The 17,662-nt window shown below is 62.1% G+C and carries 12 protein-coding genes; 5 read left to right on the top strand and 7 right to left on the bottom strand.

What is annotated here, in order from left to right:
• Positions 1-4: 4 nt before the first annotated feature.
• The 5 genes from ACRWQA_RS09045 to metG all read right to left on the bottom strand — a co-directional run bounded on the left by ACRWQA_RS09045 (position 5) and on the right by metG (position 6,629).
• Positions 5-1,066 (bottom strand): carboxysome shell carbonic anhydrase, encoded by a 1,062-nt coding sequence (locus ACRWQA_RS09045; RefSeq protein WP_263583984.1) that lies wholly within the window; start codon positions 1,064-1,066, stop codon positions 5-7.
• 120 nt (positions 1,067-1,186) lie between these two features.
• Entirely contained in the window at positions 1,187-1,825 is a 639-nt protein-coding gene (gene nth / locus ACRWQA_RS09050; protein ID WP_263580168.1) for an endonuclease III, read from the bottom strand.
• 23 nt (positions 1,826-1,848) lie between these two features.
• A complete protein-coding gene (locus ACRWQA_RS09055; RefSeq protein WP_263580167.1) occupies positions 1,849-2,619 on the bottom strand; it encodes an RnfABCDGE type electron transport complex subunit B in 771 nt (256 codons plus the stop codon).
• A 150-nt stretch (positions 2,620-2,769) separates the two neighbouring features.
• Positions 2,770-4,356, bottom strand: coding sequence for a diguanylate cyclase domain-containing protein (locus ACRWQA_RS09060; RefSeq protein ID WP_434229420.1), 1,587 nt, complete (start codon positions 4,354-4,356; stop codon positions 2,770-2,772).
• A gap of 230 nt (positions 4,357-4,586) precedes the next feature.
• Positions 4,587-6,629 carry a methionine--tRNA ligase gene (gene metG / locus ACRWQA_RS09065; RefSeq protein ID WP_434229419.1) on the bottom strand — a complete coding sequence of 681 codons (2,043 nt, stop codon included), beginning with the start codon at positions 6,627-6,629 and terminating at the stop codon, positions 4,587-4,589.
• A gap of 183 nt (positions 6,630-6,812) precedes the next feature.
• Between metG and ACRWQA_RS09070 the strand changes: the two genes are divergently transcribed.
• The 4 genes from ACRWQA_RS09070 (at position 6,813) to ACRWQA_RS09085 (ending at position 12,596) form a co-directional block, all read left to right on the top strand.
• Entirely contained in the window at positions 6,813-7,364 is a 552-nt protein-coding gene (locus ACRWQA_RS09070; RefSeq protein WP_434229418.1) for a DUF421 domain-containing protein, read from the top strand.
• Positions 7,365-7,516: 152 nt separating this feature from the next.
• Positions 7,517-7,786 carry a hypothetical protein gene (locus ACRWQA_RS09075; RefSeq protein ID WP_263580163.1) on the top strand — a complete coding sequence of 90 codons (270 nt, stop codon included), beginning with the start codon at positions 7,517-7,519 and terminating at the stop codon, positions 7,784-7,786.
• A 175-nt stretch (positions 7,787-7,961) separates the two neighbouring features.
• The gene (locus ACRWQA_RS09080; protein ID WP_434229416.1) at positions 7,962-10,073 is read left to right on the top strand and encodes a putative bifunctional diguanylate cyclase/phosphodiesterase; all 2,112 of its coding nucleotides are present in this window, start codon (positions 7,962-7,964) and stop codon (positions 10,071-10,073) included.
• Between the two features lie 141 nt (positions 10,074-10,214).
• On the top strand, positions 10,215-12,596 hold the full coding sequence (locus tag ACRWQA_RS09085) for a DNA polymerase II (RefSeq protein WP_434229415.1): 2,382 nt from the start codon (positions 10,215-10,217) through the stop codon (positions 12,594-12,596).
• Here the strand turns inward: ACRWQA_RS09085 and ACRWQA_RS09090 are convergent.
• Positions 12,593-13,735, bottom strand: coding sequence for an LBF_2804 family protein (locus tag ACRWQA_RS09090; protein WP_434229414.1), 1,143 nt, complete (start codon positions 13,733-13,735; stop codon positions 12,593-12,595). The genes ACRWQA_RS09085 and ACRWQA_RS09090 overlap by 4 nt on opposite strands.
• 293 nt (positions 13,736-14,028) lie before the next feature.
• On the opposite strand from ACRWQA_RS09090, the gene ACRWQA_RS09095 reads away from it, so the two are divergent.
• Complete coding sequence (locus tag ACRWQA_RS09095; protein WP_263583983.1) at positions 14,029-14,304, top strand: hypothetical protein; 276 nt, start codon at positions 14,029-14,031, stop codon at positions 14,302-14,304.
• Between the two features lie 97 nt (positions 14,305-14,401).
• Here the strand turns inward: ACRWQA_RS09095 and ACRWQA_RS09100 are convergent, their stop codons facing one another.
• Positions 14,402-17,623, bottom strand: a complete 3,222-nt coding sequence (locus ACRWQA_RS09100) for a transglycosylase domain-containing protein (protein ID WP_446326271.1) — start codon at positions 17,621-17,623, stop codon at positions 14,402-14,404.
• Positions 17,624-17,662 lie beyond the last annotated feature (39 nt).

Consider the following 17,662-nt stretch of genomic DNA (forward strand, 5'->3'; position numbering starts at 1 on the left):
CCGGTCAAGCGCGTTCGAGAAGTTCCAGCCTGCGGCTGGGCCAATGGACAATGGCCGTGCGAGAGACCATGCCGGTGGACAGCCGGGGATGTTCCCGTGCGATGACCCGGGCGGCGAACTCAGAGAGGAAACACGACTTCAGTTCGGCCCGGGCTCGATCCACTCCGACCGTTTGATAGGGGGTCGAGGCCAGCAGCAGGAAGCCGTCATCGGGAATGCGCCCCGCCTTCATGTTGGCATCGATGATTGCTGCCGCGGTGCCGATGGGTTCGGAGAGGTTGGGGCTGTAGGGCCCCACGATCAGGGCGGTGTTGGGCAGGTGCAGGAAGTCGAAGCCTCGTCCAACGCAGATCACCCATTCGCGATGTTCGATGTCGAGTTCGCGAGCGGTGCCGCGCAGCGAGTCGACATGCTGCAGGTTGCCTTTCAGCAGCGGTAGCAGGTCGCGGCGAATGTCGGCCGGCATGTCGGGACACAGGCTGGTGACGTGGCGTACGAGATCGCCTTCCTCGTCAGGGGTCAGCTCGCTGATGTCGAGAGTCCTGTCGTCGGCACCGTGCACGATGAGCGCATCGGTATCGGTTTCGAAGCCGCACACCAGTGGATAGACGTGACCGTGATCGCGACCGAAGATGCGTTCGGCCTGGCGACGTATCTCATGGGCATGGGCCAGGGCAGCGTCCGCGTCGCAGGCGAAGCCGGCACAGCCGCGCGCCCGCTCGCCACGTGAGAAATGGTAGCTGATGATCAACAGCACGCCGTTACCGCCACGGATGGCTTCATCGACGGCATCGGTGAGCATTTCGCCGAGGTAGGGCCAGCCCAGGTGGAAGATGCCGCCAAGGTTACGGAACGGAGTGATGATACCCAACGGAGTACGGGTGACATGGGGTAGGTGAATACGCCCGTCCATGCACTTCATGGCCAGGATACGCGTGGGATGGTTGGCCAGGTAGCGCTCGCGAGCGAGCCATGCCGAGGGGCTGCAGAAAGTGTCGGCGTGCTCACGCGAAAGGGCGAGTAGCGCCTCGATACGCTCATCGATGGGGCGGTCGTGCAGTGGCATGGTGCGCATGCTGCGGCTCTGATTATTGTTGTCTACCGCTTATCGTCCATGACTGTGCAGGAATATGCAAAACCTGCATTAGTCGAATAAAATACTCCACGAAAATCTGTGTAGTGCTTTCTAACCAAGCTCCACCTTTTCCTTGTACTCGCACAGATCCTCGATCACGCAGCTACCGCAGCGCGGCCGGCGTGCCACGCAGGTATATCGGCCGTGCAGGATCAGCCAGTGGTGCGCATCGCGGCGAAACTCCCTGGGCACGTGGCGAAGCAGTTTCTGCTCGACCTCGCTCACGTTCTTGCCAGGGGCGATGCGGGTGCGGTTGGAGACGCGAAAGATATGCGTATCCACGGCAATGGTGGGGTCGCCGAAGGCAGTGTTGAGGATCACGTTGGCGGTCTTGCGCCCAACCCCCGGCAGCGCTTCGAGCTCGGCGCGGGTGCGTGGTACCTCCCCGCCATGCTTCTCGACCAGCATGCGGCAGGTCTTCATCAGGTTCTCGGCCTTGGTGTTGTAGAGTCCGATGGTCTTGATGTGTTGTTTGAGCGCATCGAGGCCGAGATCGATGATGGCCTGAGGCGTGTTGGCCACCGGAAACAGCCGTGCGGTGGCCTTGTTGACTCCCACGTCAGTGGCCTGGGCGGAGAGCAGCACGGCAGTGAGAAGCTCGAACGGCGTGCTCCAGTTCAGTTCCGTGGTCGGCTCGGGGTTGTGTTCGCGCAGGCGGGCGAAAATCTCGTAGCGTTTCTGGGCGTTCATCCGGGCTCTCGTTGCGAAGGGGCTCATGGCGAACCGGGCGCCAGGGATGCGCGGGCTTCCTCTAGCAGGGCGTTGGCGCGCTGGAGCTGGGTTTCGGCCTGATGACAGGCTTCGTTGTCATGGCATCGCTGGGCGTGCTCGAGCTGTTGTCGAGCTCTTCTTACCGCCTGTTCGGCTGCTTTCACGGCCATCTGGCGCTGACGCTGCGGCGCCGGGCCGCTGCGCGAACCGCGGGTCTCCTGCCGGATCACGCGGCGCTGCCGCTCCAGGCGCTTCTCCCGCTCAAGGCGTGCCAGGCGCTGCAGGCGTGCCTGATACCGCCGGCGGCCCAGTTGCGCCCGCCGTGCCAGGTACGCTTGGCGATCGGCCTCATCGGCGGCAGCCTGCCACTCGGGATGCGGCACCAGGTCGATGCAGTCGACGGGGCAGGGCGCTACACACAGTTCACAGCCGGTGCACTCGGCGGTGATCACGCTGTGCATGCGTTTGCTGGCGCCCAGGATGGCATCCACCGGGCACGCCTGGATGCACTTGGTGCAGCCGATGCATTCCGCTTCGCGAATGACCGCCAACAGAGGCAACTGAGCCGGCTGCTCGAGGGGCTGGGATGGACGACCGGTCAACTCGGCGAGGCGTTTGACAGTTTCCTCGCCGCCGGGCGGGCAGCGGTTGATCGGTTCGCCCGCGTCGATGGCCTCGGCGTAGGGGCGGCAGCCCGGGTGGCCGCACTTGCCACACTGGGTTTGCGGCAGCAGGGCGTCGATGGCATCGATCAAGGTGCTGTGGCCCGTCACGTCGTCTCCTGGTTGGGCGCAGGTGAGGTGCCGGCACGAGGCTGGCAGCCGACTATTATACGCTGCAGGGCTGGCCCGGGCATACCGCCCGGGTCAGCGTTGGCCTCGATGGGACTAGGCTTCGCCTGATAAAGAGGCGAGTAATGGTATCTATCGGTCGATGGTGCTGAGCCGATCGCTGATGCAATAGCCTTCCACCCGGTTGCGTCCGCCCGATTTGGCCTGGTACATGGCCTGATCGGCGGCACGCATGATATCGCCCGGGGTCGCCAGGTCCGCTCGATACGCGGCAACACCAATGCTTACGGTCACGCTGGAGCTGGTCGGTGAATATTCGTGCGGCAACGCCAGCTCGTTGACCGCCTGGAGCAACTCCCGGGCATGGGTGAGGGCGGCCTCGAGAGAGGTGTCCGGAAGCAGGACGCTGAATTCCTCACCGCCGGTGCGTGCCACCAGAAATCCATGCTTGCCGAGCTGCTGCTCCATGCACTGCGCCAAAGCTATCAGACAGGCATCGCCCGCCTGATGGCCGTAGTGGTCGTTGTAGAGCTTGAAGTGATCGATATCGATCATCATCGCGGCGGTTCGGTGATGCTGGCCGGGGCGCCTCAGCACCTCGGCAAAGCGCTCGTCGAACAGGCGCCGGTTGGCCACGCCCGTCAAGGGGTCGTGCAGGGTCAGTTCCAGCAATTGCTCGGACTGTTGCTGCTGGTGTTTCAGCAGGTTGCGAAACTCACGGGCCAGGGTGCCGATCTCGTCACGACGAGTCACCAGACGGGTTGGCATCGGTGGTGGTATAGCCTCCTGATGGAGGCGCTGGGTGTAGTGACTGAACTGGCGCAGTGGCAACAGCACCATACGTTCGAGCAGCCACAATACGAGCAGTAGCGTGACGATCAGCACGCCACCGGTCCAGTAGAGAGCGAAGCGAAACGTCTCCAGGCTTGCCTGATAGCGTTGACGGGGCAGCAGGGCATCGATACGCACGGCTCGGCTGGCGGGAACGGCGGCAACGCTGCGGCTGGCGGCCATATGGGTGGGCGAGACGCGTTCGAGCTGTTCGCTGGGAACGCTACCCGCAATGACGGTATCGAGTGCGAGATCGATGCCGGTGGTATCGCGTAGCTGCTCGATCCAAGGCTCGGAGAGCGGACGTACCATGGCCAGCCAGCCGGCCGACGGCGATTCTTCCCTGTTCTGGTAGATCGGCGACAGGGCGCCCATGGCCAGTTGCGGCAGCGACAGCAACCAGGTATGTGTGACTTCCTCGAGCCCACCATCGATTCGCTCGCGAAGGAATTTCACGGCGGGGGCGGCCCAATCGCAGGGAGGCTGCAAGCCGGGGCAGGAGGTGAACTCACCCTCTTCATCAAAGCCTACTACCCAGTAAGGTTCGTAGCTGTCATTGAGAAAGAACATCAACTGCAGATCGAGAGTCAACAGGGTGTCTTCGTAAAGGTTGGAGTCAACGTACTCGGGCTTCACCCCACTGACGAAATCGTAGGTATCGTCCCAGTAGGCCCAGTCTTCCACCAGGCGACGCATGTGATTGAGTTCGCTGCCAAGGGCACGTTCGGTCCTATCGAGCTCGGCGCTGGCGAAGGCCTCCTCGTCTTCCAGCAGGATTGGCATGATCTGGTAGCGTGCGATCAACACCAGCGCAAGCAGGGCCAGGCACAGCACGGTGCACAATGACAGCAGGAAACGATTACGCAACGAATTGAGCACTGTCGTCATTGAGGCATGCCTGTTTCATGTGTCGCCACCCACGGTGTCAGGGGTACCGGCACCGGTGTAGGTAATTGCTTACAAGATATATCGGCTTTGGATTACAAAGCTTTAATGAGACCAGGCTTTTGATTGAAAAGTGCCATTCCCAGCCCATGCTACGCCAAAAATTGGCTCTAAGAGCTCATTTGACAAAGAAAAGCGCGACCGAGGCCGCGCTTTTTCCGTGCCGAAGCCGTTTATCTGATTCGTTGACCGGGCTCGGCACCGGAGTCCGGTGATAGCAGGTAGATGCCGCCGTCATTTCCCGCCGCCAGCACCATGCCTTCCGAGACACCGAAGCGCATCTTGCGCGGGGCCAGGTTAGCTACCATGACGGTCAGCCGGCCTTCCAGCGCCTCCGGGGCATAGGCCGAGCGGATGCCGGCGAAAACGTTGCGCGTCTCGCCACCTAGATCGAGAGTGAGTTGCAGCAGCTTGTCGGCGCCCTCCACGTACTCTGCCTTGGCGATACGCACGATACGCAGGTCGACCTTGGCGAAGTCGTCGAAGGCGATCGGCTCGGCGATGGGGTCTTCGGCGAGCGGCCCGTTGGCCGCTTCCTTGAGTTTCTGTTCTTCCACCAGGTCCTCCTTCGACGCCTCGATCATGGCATCGATCTTCTCCCGCTCGACGCGGGTCATCAGCGGCTTGAATTTGGCGATTGCGTGGTCCAGCAGGACTTCCTGGCGGCTCGCCCAAACGAGCGAGTCCAACTGCAGGAACTGGCGTGCCTGCTCGGCCATGGCCGGTACCACCGGGGCCAGATAGACCATCAACTGGCGGAACAGGTTAAGGCCTACCGAACAGATTTCCAGTACTTCCTGCTCGCGGCCCTCCTGTTTGGCCAGCACCCACGGTTCCCTGTCGGCGATATAGGTGTTGGCCTCGTCGGCCAGCTCCATGATCTTGCGTACGGCACGCCCGAACTCGCGGGCCTCGAAGTCCTCGGCGATGCCATCTCCCGCGGCGATGAACCGTGCCACCAGCTCCGGCTCGATGCAGTGGGTCGAGAGCTTTCCGTCGCCCAGCTTCTTGACGAAGCCGGCGCAGCGACTGGCGATGTTGACCACCTTGCCCACCAGGTCGGCATTCACCCGGGCGGCAAAGTCCTCGAGGTTGAGATCCAGGTCGTCGACCCGCGAGGTGAGCTTGGCGGCGAAGTAGTAGCGCAGGTACTCCGGGTTCAGGTGCTCGGCGTAAGTCGCCGCCTTGATGAAGGTTCCGCGGGACTTCGACATCTTGGCCCCGTTGACGGTGACGAAGCCGTGGCAGTTCACCGCCGTGGGCGTGCGGAAATCGGCACCGTGCAGCATGGCTGGCCAGAACAGCGCATGGAAGTAGACGATGTCCTTGCCGATGAAGTGGTAGACCTCGGCTTCGCTATCCTTCTTCCAGTAGCTGTCGAAGTCGATGCCGGTGCGTTCGCACAGGTTCTTGAAGCTGGCCAGGTAGCCGATCGGCGCATCCAGCCACACGTAGAAGTACTTGCCCGGAGCATCGGGGATCTCGAAGCCGAAGTAGGGTGCATCGCGGGAAATGTCCCATTCGTTGAGGCCGGACTCGAACCACTCCTGCAGCTTGTTGCCGATCTGGGTCTGCACGTGGCCGCCGCGGGTCCATTGCTTGAGGAAGTCAGCGAAATCGGGAAGCTTGAAAAAGTAGTGGGTGGAACTGCGCACCTCGGGTGTGGCGCCCGAGATTGCCGATACCGGGTCGATCAGCTCCGCCGGGGTGTACGTGGCGCCGCAGGCCTCACAGTTGTCGCCGTACTGGTCGGCAGTCTTGCACTTGGGGCAGGTACCCTTGATGAAGCGGTCAGCCAGGAACAGGCCCTTCACCGGGTCGTACATCTGCTCGATGTCGCGGGTGGCGATATGACCGCGGTCGCGCAGGCGAGAGTAGATCAGCTCGCTGAAATGGCGGTTCTCCTCGGAATGCGTCGAATGATAGTTGTCGAAAGCGACGCCGAAGGTGGCGAAGTCGGCTTGGTGTTCCTTCGACACGCGCTCGATCAGGGCTTCCGAGGTGATGCCCTCCTGCTCGGCCCGCAGCATGATCGCGGTGCCGTGGGCGTCGTCGGCGCAAACGTAGTGACACTCATGGCCGCGGCTCTTCTGGAAGCGCACCCAGATATCGGTCTGGATGTATTCCAGCAGATGGCCAAGGTGGATCGAGCCGTTGGCGTAGGGCAGGGCACTGGTGACCAGAATCTTGCGCGGGGCGCTTGCGTTGTTCGACATGTCGGCTCTGATATTCCCGGGAAAAACAGACCCTCGATTGTAGCCGTGTTGGGACATGACTGCACCCGGTGAGGGGGAGTCGGGGCGTTTCGTCTGATGGGTGCGGCCTGGTATGCACGTCGATGCCCATGTACTGCTACCTTGCACTAGGCCGACACTGGACTCGCTGATATGGAGGCTTGCTTGGATCCGATCTTCTTCGACTCTCTTGCCGCCTTGCTGCGCACGGCGTTACTGGGCGTGCTGGGCTATGTCAGTCTGGTGTTTCTGCTGCGGGTATCAGGACGCCGCACGCTATCGAAAATGAACGCCTTCGACCTCGTCGTGACCGTGGCGTTGGGCTCGGTACTTGCCACCGTGATGCTCAGCAAGGACGTTACTCTGGTACAGGGAGCCTTGGCCTTCGCACTATTGGTCGGGATGCAATACTTGGTTACCTGGGCCAGCGTTCGCTGGCGTTGGGTACGGCAACTGGTGACCGGTGAGCCGGCGCTGTTGTTCTTTCAGGGGGAATATCTGCCGAGTGCGCTGTTGAAAGCTCGTGTGACCAAAGACGAAGTGAGAGCGGCAGCCCGCGCAGCCGGGATGGCTGATCTGAGCGAGATCGCAGCCGTCATACTGGAAACCGACGGCTCATTCAGCGTGCTGGGGCAACGGGCCCGGGGCACTGGATCGAGCCTCGACGGGGTGAAGGCACCAGGGCGGGGAGAAGGGGAAGTCGAGACCAAGGATTGAAGCCAGGTTGGCGGTGCGCCCTGCGCTCCTTTAGAATGCAGTCATGCGGTGGAGGGCAAATGGATTGGCCCCCGCGGCATGCTCTCTCATTGCCCGTTACGCATCATCCGAAAAACGAACGAATGACTGATACCTTTCGTGAGGATGATACGATGAAACTGCGACTCGCTCTGCCCCTGCTGCTGATTGCCGCCCTGCTGGTAGGCTGTGGCACCAACGCCTTGGCGCCGCGCTATACCAGCGAAAACCCCGATATCATGCGCATCAGCGAGGAACAACCCGCCAACCCCGAGAAAACCATCGAAGACCTCGGTTCCTACTGTGTCGAGGTCACCGAGACCTGGAACGCTCACGGCGAAACGCCGAATGGACAGACCCTGTGGGCCAAGGACACTCAGCGCGCTGTCGTACCATGTGACTGAGCCCCTGCCAGGGTAAGGAACCAGAGGTAGATTCAGCCGGCCCATGCATCTGCATGGGCCGGTTTCGTTGGAGCGAGTAACCCGTTCAAAGATGGAAAGCAGTCTAACTTTCCTTAAAGTTTATGCTCGCCAAGCCGACAATTCTTTCAATAGGCTCGACTCCGGGGCGGAGACCATGGAAGTTTGGCGTTTCGATATCACCGACCCTTCGCTGGGCCCATTGCTGGAAAGCAGCTACGATCCCTTGCTGGTCACGCTTTCCATTGCCATCGCCTGCTTTGCGGGTCTCACTGCGTTGATGCTGGCCGATCGCATGGTCGCCTCGCCTTCGCCCACGAGCAAGAACTGGTGGCATGTTGGTGGCGCGGTGGCCATGGGCTGCGGCATTTGGGCGATGCATTTCAGTGCCATGCTGGCCTTCTCCGTGGAAGGGCACGAGCGCATGGGGTACACCTTGAGTTTGACGGTGCTGTCCCTGATACCGGCGATACTAGGCAGCGGTGCGGCCCTGCATTTCATGGCGCACCCGAGCCTCAAGGTACGTCAGCTTCTCATAGGGGCGCTGCTGATGGCAGCGGGCATCGGCAGCATGCACTACACCGGCATGGAAGCCATGCACATGGAAGGGCTGCGCTACCACTTTCCCTTCTTCGTTCTCTCCATTGCGGTAGCCTTTCTGCTGGCCCTGGCATCACTTTACCTCCATTTTCGTGTACGCAGACTACCGGCATTCTCGGAAAGCGGCATGACGCTGGTAGCCGGGGTCTTCATGGGCTTTGCAGTGGCCGGCATGCACTATACGGCGATGGGAGCCTCTCGCTTTTACCATAGCTCTGTAACCGTCGCGCATGACTCACTGCTGTCACAGGATGGCATGGCCGCAGCCATTAGTGGCTTCGCCGGCCTGATTCTGGGTCTGAGTCTGCTGGTGACTTGGGTCGATCGGCAGAAGGCGATCCAGCGAATGCTTGAGCACCTTGCCAACACCGATACCCTGACCGGTCTGCCGAACCGGGCATGTTTCCGGCGACGTCTTGGGCAAGCGCTCTCGCATAGCCAGCGGCACAGCACTCGCCTCGCCGTGATGTTCATGGACCTTAATGACTTCAAGACGATCAATGACAGCCTCGGTCATGCTGCCGGTGACAGGGTACTTCGGGAATTCGCTCGGCGGCTCACCGGTCCCATTCGAGGTGAAGACGCGGTAGCACGTTTCGGCGGCGATGAGTTCATTATGCTGATCCAGGACCTGGCCATGCCGGAGGACGCAATCCAGACAGCAGAGCGTTTGCTGAGGATCATGGATGCGCCGATCGAATTCGAGGACTGGAAATTTCATGCCCAGGCCAGCATAGGCATAAGCATCTATCCCGATGACAGCGAACAGGCCGACGAGCTCATTCAGCAGGCTGATGCCGCCATGTATCAGGCCAAGCGCCATGACTCGGGCTATCACTTCTTCGACCCAAACATGACCGATCGGGCAATGCTGCGAGTACGATTGGGAAATGATCTGCGGGATGCTCTGGAGCAGGATCAACTGTTCCTGCACTACCAACCCCAGGTCAACCTGCAAACGGGGAAATGGATAGGGGTGGAAGCCCTGGCACGATGGCACCACCCTCAGGAAGGGGATATTCCTCCGTCCGTCTTCATTCCCTTGGCAGAGCGCATCGGCTTGGTAGTACCTCTCGGTGAATGGGCGCTGCGGCGGGCCTGCCAGCAGGGGCGGACATGGCTGGATGCGGGCATGGCATTCGGTCGCATTGCCGTCAATGTGGCGGCTCCCCAGTTGGCGCGGCCGGAGTTCGTGAAACGGCTTCGACATATCCTGGAATCTGCCGACCTGCCTGCCAGATACCTCGAGCTGGAGATCACGGAGTCCTCTCTGATGAACTCGGACCAGAGCACCATCAATAGGCTGCAAGAGGTACGACGCATGGGGGTGTCGCTGGCGATTGATGATTTCGGAACGGGCTACTCGTCGCTGAGCTACCTCAAGCACTTGCCTATCGACAAGTTGAAGATAGACAGCAGCTTCGTAGATGGCGTCATGGCTGATCCTCGGGACCAAGCCATCATTCGGGCGGTGGCCGATATGGGTGGCAGCCTGGGATTCATAGTGCTCGCCGAGGGGATCGAAACCGAAGAGCAGGGGCAAGCCGTGTTGCAACTGGGATGCCGCCAAGGGCAGGGGTTCTTCTTTGCCCGGCCCGCAGATGCCGAGTCGATCGACCGTGCGCCGAATGAGGCCCAGTGGGATGATGCCAGCGATGACACCATGTAGTTTCTTCCTGTCATCTCGGCGGCATAGTCACAGGCTTCGCGGGACGGGGACAAGGGGGCACCGAACCTGCGCTCAGCCGTGCGGCGACTTTCCAGCCGACACCGAGTAACATTTCCACTGGGATCAAGCAGGTGAGAGGTCGTGGTGGAACAACAGCAGGGGTTCGTGCTGACCCGGCACTGGCGTGAGTCGGCTGCCGGCACCGAGGTCACGTTCTGGCTGGCCACCGATGAAGGCCCTCGGCATGTGCGCTTGCCGGTGCAGCCCTCGGTGGCGTTCCTGCCCGCCGAACAGCGGGAGCAGGCCGAGGCGCTGCTGTACGGCGAGCGTGACGTCGAGCTGCGCCAACTAGACCTGCGAGACTTCCAGCATCGCCCCATGCTCGGCCTCTACTGCCGCCAGCATCGTCAGTTGATGAACCTTGCCAAGCGCCTTGGCGATGCCCGCATCGATATCTACGAAGCCGACGTACGACCACCGGAGCGCTACCTGATGGAGCGGTTCATCACCGCACCGGTGTGGTTCACGGGAAGCGTGAATACCGATGGCACGCTGATCGATGCCCAACTGAAGCCAGCGCCCGATTATCGCCCCCGGCTCGTACTGGCCTCGCTGGATATCGAGACCGATGCACGCGGCGAGCTCTACTCCATCGCGCTTGAAGGCTGCGGCGAGCGCCAGGTCTACATGCTGGGGCCCGCCAACGGGCAGGGTGGCGAGGCCGATGCTGCCCGCGATTTCTCGCTCGCGTACTGCACCAGCCATGAGGCACTGCTGGAGAGTCTCAACGCCTGGATCGCCCGGTACGACCCGGATGCCATCATCGGCTGGAACCTGGTGCAGTTCGACCTGCGCATCCTGCAGCGGCACGCCGAGCGTCTCGGCGTGCCGCTGCTGCTAGGACGCGGTGGTGAGCCGCTCGGCTGGCGCGTCCATGGCAGCAATACCAACCACTTCTTCTCCTCGGCCCCCGGCCGGCTGATCATCGATGGCATCGAAGCCCTGCGCCAGGCCACCTGGCGCTTCGCCTCGTTCAGCCTGGAAAACGTCGCTCAGGAGCTGCTGGGCGAGGGCAAGGCGATCGACAACCCCTACCAGCGCATGGACGAGATAGACCGTATGTTCGCCGAGGACAAGCCGCAGCTTGCCCGCTACAACCTCAAGGACTGCGAGCTGGTAACGCGAATCTTCGAGAAGACCGAGCTCATCGACTTCTTGCTCGAGCGGGCCAGCGTCACCGGGCTTCCTGCCGATCGCAGCGGTGGCTCGGTGGCGGCCTTCTCGCATCTCTACCTGCCGCGCATGCACCGGCTGGGCTTCGTGGCGCCAAACCTTCCCCAAGGGCGGGACGGGAACGAGGACAGTCCAGGCGGGTTCGTCATGGACTCGCGGCCCGGCCTCTACGACTCGGTACTGGTGCTCGATTTCAAGAGCCTCTACCCATCGATCATCCGCACCTTCCTGATTGATCCGGTGGGGCTGGTAGCAGGGTTGGAGGAGCCCGAAACGCAGACCGTGCCGGGTTTTCGCGGTGCCCGCTTCTCGCGAACCAGGCATGCGTTACCCGACATGGTGGCGCGGGTATGGCAGGGACGCGAGGCCGCCAAGCGCGAGGGCAATGCGCCACTCTCCCAGGCACTGAAGATCATCATGAACTCCTTCTACGGTGTACTCGGCTCACGCGGCTGTCGTTTCTTCGATCCGCGCCTGGCATCGTCGATCACCCTGCGCGGCCACGAGATCATGCGACGCACCCGAGAGCTGATCGAGGCCGAGGGTTACACGGTGATCTACGGCGATACCGATTCCACCTTCGTCTGGCTGGGCAGCGCCCACGAAGAGGCCGAGGCTCATACCATCGGGCAACGCCTGGCGGAGCGGGTCAACCGCTGGTGGGCGCAGCACCTCAAGGTGGAACATGGACTCGAGAGTGCGTTGGAACTTCAGCTCGAAACCCATTTCCGACGCTTTCTGATGCCCACCATCCGTGGCGCGGAGGAGGGCAGCAAGAAGCGCTATGCGGGGCTGGTGCGTGACGCACAGGGAGGGGAGCGCATCGTCTTCAAGGGACTGGAGACAGTGCGTGCCGACTGGACGCCACTGGCCAAGATCTTTCAGCAGGAGCTGTACCGGCGTATCTTTCTCGGCGAGACCTATCGCGACTACGTGCGCGACTACGTGAGTCGCACCCTGTCCGGCGAATTCCACGAGCGCCTGGTCTATCGCAAGCGGCTACGTCGACGGCTCGATGATTACCGCCGCAACGTGCCGCCCCATGTACGCGCCGCGCGCATGGCTGACGAGCTCAATAGCCAGCTAGGACGTCCGCGGCAGTACCAGCATGGCGGCTGGATTCGCTACGTGATCACCGTGGCGGGGCCGGAGCCGCTCGAGGCGCGGCGCTCCGCCATTGATTATCAACACTATCTCTCCCGGCAACTGCAGCCGGTGGCCGACGCCATCCTGCCCTTCCGCGGCGACGACTTCTCCAGCCTGATCGATCGCCAGCTCGGTCTGTTTTAGCCCGACGTGGCGTTGTGAGCTGTGTCGAGCGACTGCCCGTTCATGAATTGGCGGCGCCAGGCCCGAACCCGTTCTTCCGGATAGGCCATGTCGCAAGCTTCGAAAAGCTCTTCGAGGAAGCGCTTGCGCCTGCCCCTGCATCTCCCGGCAAGCACGGTAGCGGTAGTCAGCAACTCCAGTACGCGGCGTTTTTCTCGGCGTTCCAGACGATTGAGCGCGAAGCGTTGCTGAGGCCAGTCCACGTCGATGCTGTGCTTACGGCTGCCGAAGGTCTCGAGCAGACGAGAAAGCAAGTAGACATGGTTGGGGTGCGCATCCTGATTGGCCATGACCAGAGCGCCAAGCGCATGCAGTGCGACGCGACGAGCTTGCTCGCTCAGCGGATCGCGCTCGAGCTGAGCGACCTGTGCCTCGATGATGAAGGGACCCAGCGCCTGCTCACGGGCCTTGATCAGGATTCGCCAGGTAATGATGGCATTCCACACGGCGTAGAGCGGGCCAGTGACCAGCGGCAGCAGGCCACGCAGCGCCACGCGGCCCAGGATGCGGCGCAACAGCACCCGTAGCAGGAAGCTGGTGACGCCCACCTTCATGCGATACATCACCGCCATGGCAGCCAGCTTCCAACGGCTCATTCGGGCATAGGGGTCGATGCCATAGATTCGATGCCGCGGGTTGGGAAACTCGAGGGCAATGCGGGTCAACCCGAGCAGAAGCAATCTGGCCCGGGGGCTGTCGCGAAGTGGTACGGCGGCAAGACGGCTGGTAGTGGCCACGCCGCGCAGCGCATTCCAATAGAGAAAAGCAATCTCGGCGGCGCTGACCACCCCGGCCACGGCAAAGAAGCCGGCCCAGTAGGGCAGCTGTCCCCGCAGGCTCATGTCCTGCATGCCATCGAGCATGCCCTGGCGCATGTACCACTCCATGCCGCCAATGACCCCGCCTGAGACAATGCCGGCCAGGGCGGCCCAGGCAACGGTTCGACGGAATACCTGGCGGATGCCGTCAATCTCCCGGCTGCCATGCGCCTGTCGGGAAATGACGTTGCCTTGGTTATGATGCCGCAGGTAGCGTGCGGCCCAGCGTTCGAACACGCTGGGTGTCGGGGAGTATTCCTGGTCCGGTCTTGCTTCGGCCATGAAACGTCGTCACATCCTGACCTGTGTCTGGTACCTTCAGCGTAGCGCGGCTAAGGGATCAGTACGAATTGCCAACTTTACACGCTATCGTAGCCTCAAGAGCCAGATTGGCTCTCGCATCGACACGTTCTGACCATGAACGGACATATGTGGCTTCAAGCAATGAGGTTATCTTAGGTAGGCTTTGGAAGAACGCTGTTCGAAAAACATTGACGGCCTCGAAAGCGGATGATATCTAGCGCTACCGGCAATGCCTGCCGGTGCGTCATCGACACTTTCGAGGGTTTGTGAACATGCCTTTGCGCCGCTGTTTGCCCGTAGTACTGGTAGCTGCCGCCCTGATTACCGGCTGTGCCAGCAATTCCACCATTGCTCCTCGCTATACCACCGACAATCCCGATCTGCTGCGGATTGGTGGCGAGCGTCCTTCCAACCCCGATGTTCGTACCGAAAACGCCGGTTCCTTCTGCATGGAAGTTACCGAGCGCTGGAACGAACACGGCAAGACGCCGGACGGCCAGATGCTGTGGGCCAAGGATACGCTGCGCAAGGTCATACCCTGCCAGTGATCTCTTGATGAAAGCTCCCTGACAAGGCCCGGTGCAGTTCAAGCACCGGGCCTTGTCGTTTACGGCCCGGTGGCATACTCAAAGACTCACTCAACGACTAGCGCAGGGCGAGGTTGGGCGACGAGGGTGAGTCGTCGCCAGCGTCATCCGACGGATCCGCTTCGGCATCTTCGGCGAAGTGGTATTCACCCCGGGGCATGGCGGGACAGTTACCCGCGCCGGGTTCGAGGTAGGGACGCAGGATTGGCTCCATGCCCTTGAGCACCTGCACCGGCAGGGCCGATGTAAAGCGGAAGTCGTCCGAAGCCGTACCCGCCACATAAGCGGTGAGGGTGCCGAAATGGTCGTCGCCGAGATAGAAGACAAAAGTGGCGGTGCGGTTGAGTGCGCGTGAACTGGTGACCTGTCCGCCGCGACCCACCGTTTCGATGCGATTGTTACCGGTGCCGGTCTTGCCGCCCAGGACCAGCGGCGTGCCATCCTCCAGGGTGAAACTGCCCTGCAGGCGTCTGGCAGTACCGCCTTCGACCACTTGGGACAGCGTGTCGCGCAGCACCGCAGCCACCTCAGGAGCCATGACCCGTTGGGCTCTCCCTGGGGCGGGCAGAAAGCGGGTTTCGTAGGGCGTGTCGGCGGCGAAGTGCAGCTCATCGATGCGTAGCGTAGGTTGCCTTATGCCATCGTTGAGGATGATACCCATCAGCTCGGCCAGTGCCGCCGGGCGATCGCCCGACGAGCCCACCGCAGTGGCCAGCGAAGGCACCAGGTGTTCGAACGGGTAGCCCAGGCGCTGCCAGCGCTCATGAATGTCGAGGAACGCTTCGACTTCGAGCATGGTGCGGATACGCACGTCGCGAGCGCTGCGATGGCGTGTCCGGAACAGCCAGCCGTAGACCTCCTGGCGCTCCTCGACGCTGGCCGAGGCAGCTTCGGCGAAGCTGGCATCCGGATAGTCGAGCAGATAGCCCAGCAACCACAGCTCCAGTGGGTGGACCCGGGCGACGTAGCCCTGGTCGGTGAGCGAGTAGCTGCCGGGCGCGTAACGTTCATAGAGCGTGTCGGTCTCGCGCTCGCTCGGACGACTCGCGTCGGGCAGCCAGTCGCCGAGAAAGCCGGCGAACTCGTCGCGGCTGGCTTCCGGGAACAGGTAGCGGTGTACCGCGGCAAGGCGTGGTGCGGAGACACGAAGCCCCTCGAGGAAAGTGGCGAGGCGCTGATCGCTGTTCATGTTGCGGTATTTGCGCCAGAAGCGCAGCAGGAAGGTACGCCCCTCGCGGTCGGCAAACAGGCGCAAGTACTCCATGCGCCGGGGGTCGCCGTCATCCTCCAGGAGTTGGGTCCGGTGCTCGTTACGATGCGTGCTGTAGCGCACCAGGTCCCGCATCACGCGAATGAAGGGCAGGTTGAGCGACTCCCGCATGGCTTCGGCTAGCGTCGGGTTGCGGCCATTGTCCTCGCGGCGGAAATTGCTGAAGGTATGCCGTCCGCCTCCGGTGAAGAAAGCCTCCCCCGGGCTTGCCGAATACCGCCGCTCCATGGCCATGGACAGAAGCCCGTCGAGTGGCAGATTGGGCGCTTCGATGAGCCGGTCCAGCACCCAGCGGCTGAGTACGTCCTGGCGGTCGGTTTCGACCGCGCGCAGCTCCTCGACACTCTTGTTGCCATGGCGTGCGTGCAGTTCGGCGATTACTTCCAGATAGGTGGCCAAGACTCGCAGCTTGGCGGTGGAGCCGAGTTCGAGTTTGCTACCCTCGTTGATATCGAAGGGCTGGTCGGTATTGTCGGTCTGGACGCGCACCATGAAGCCGTCTTCACTGCGCTCGAACAGGGTGAAACTGTAGCGCACGTCCTGGGTTCGGTCGGGGGAAAGCAGGCGCTCTCCCAGCAGACCGATCTCGCCGGCGAACTCGGGGTCCGCCAGGCGATGCAAATAGGCTGTGACGTCGCTCTGGAGCCTGGCGTTGAGCGTCGTGCGTGCAGTGAGGTCGAGCCGGTCGAGATCGTAAAGTGACATGCCTAGCATGCCTCCCAGGCGCTGGCGTGCAACCTGGACCCCTTTGTCCGGTTCGATGCGCAGGCTGAAGGGCGTTTCGGTGTAATCGCGAAAGCTCAGGCGCCGCTCCAGCGCCGCCTGGGCGAGGGAGTTCGAAACCACCCCTTCTTGACGAAGCAATCGCAGGTAGCTGTCTGTCAGCTCTTCCAGTGATCTGCGGCCACCAGCCAGATACCAGGAGGGGCGCCGCTGCGCGATCATCAGTGCCACGACCTGGCGCAGGGCCAACCCCCGTTCAGCAAGGCTGTCGATCTCGTCGAAGCCGATCGCGAGCAGCCGATTGAACGTATCGAAATCGGCACCGAACCAGGCCCACAGACCGTCGCCGATGCCATGCACCTCGCCGTAGCCGGGGGCGGCCGAAAGCGGCACGGTATTGAGGTAATCGAGCGCCACGTCCTGGCGAGCGGTCAACGTCTGGGGGCCATGCTGGTAGCTACGCACGCTGGCCGAGACCATCTGGCGCAGCTTCTCCCGGGACGAGTAGGTCAGGCCTTGAGGGGAATGACGATACTTCTCGAGCTGGGTAGCCAGGGTGCTGCCTCCCGCTGCCTGCCCGGGAAGATCCAGGGCGCGGCCGACCTGCGACAGGGCCGCCTTGGTGAAGCGTGGCCAGTCAACGGCAGGATTGGCGTAGGGCGTGCTCTCGTCCAGCAGCTGTCGATTCTCGATGAACAGCAACGTTTGCAGTACGACCGGGGGGATGGTGTCGAAGCTGGGGTAGTGCCGCTGGGGATGACGGAACTGATAGAGGGTATCGCCCCGGCACTCCTCGATATACAGGCCAGCTTGCGCCTTCTCGGGGTAGGGAGGGAAAAAGCCGCGGCGCGTATAGTCGAGCAGGGCAGGTGAGAAGCGTGCCTGCTCGGTGATCTCGTAACCGCGCGACAACAGGCGTGACTCCAGCTCCGGTAGCTGGGTATAGCCCAGGCGCTTGTCGAAGGGGCCGTGGCCAGGGAACTGGATCCGGTTGCTGCGTCCGGGCTCCAGCGTATAACGCAGGGTCGCAGCGTAGCGCGAGAGTTCCTGGGCCTGAAAGTGAGATGTCTTGGCCTCGGCCACCAGCAGCGTGGCGAGCGTTACCCCAAACAGTAACAGCAGTATCCCCAAGCCCAGGTAGAGATAACGATGTGACGACGCTTCCCGAGGAGCCGGAGCGAGCTTCGGTTCCTGAATGAAAGGCGAGCGCCTCTCGAACGACTCGCCGTTGCCGAGCCACGACCCGGTAGACGAATTCCGGTGTGACGAAGACCTGCGCGCACCCATACGTCACCCCCACCGACCACGGCCTGTTAATTTCGTTGT

It is taken from the genome of Billgrantia sp. C5P2, assembly GCF_051062895.2.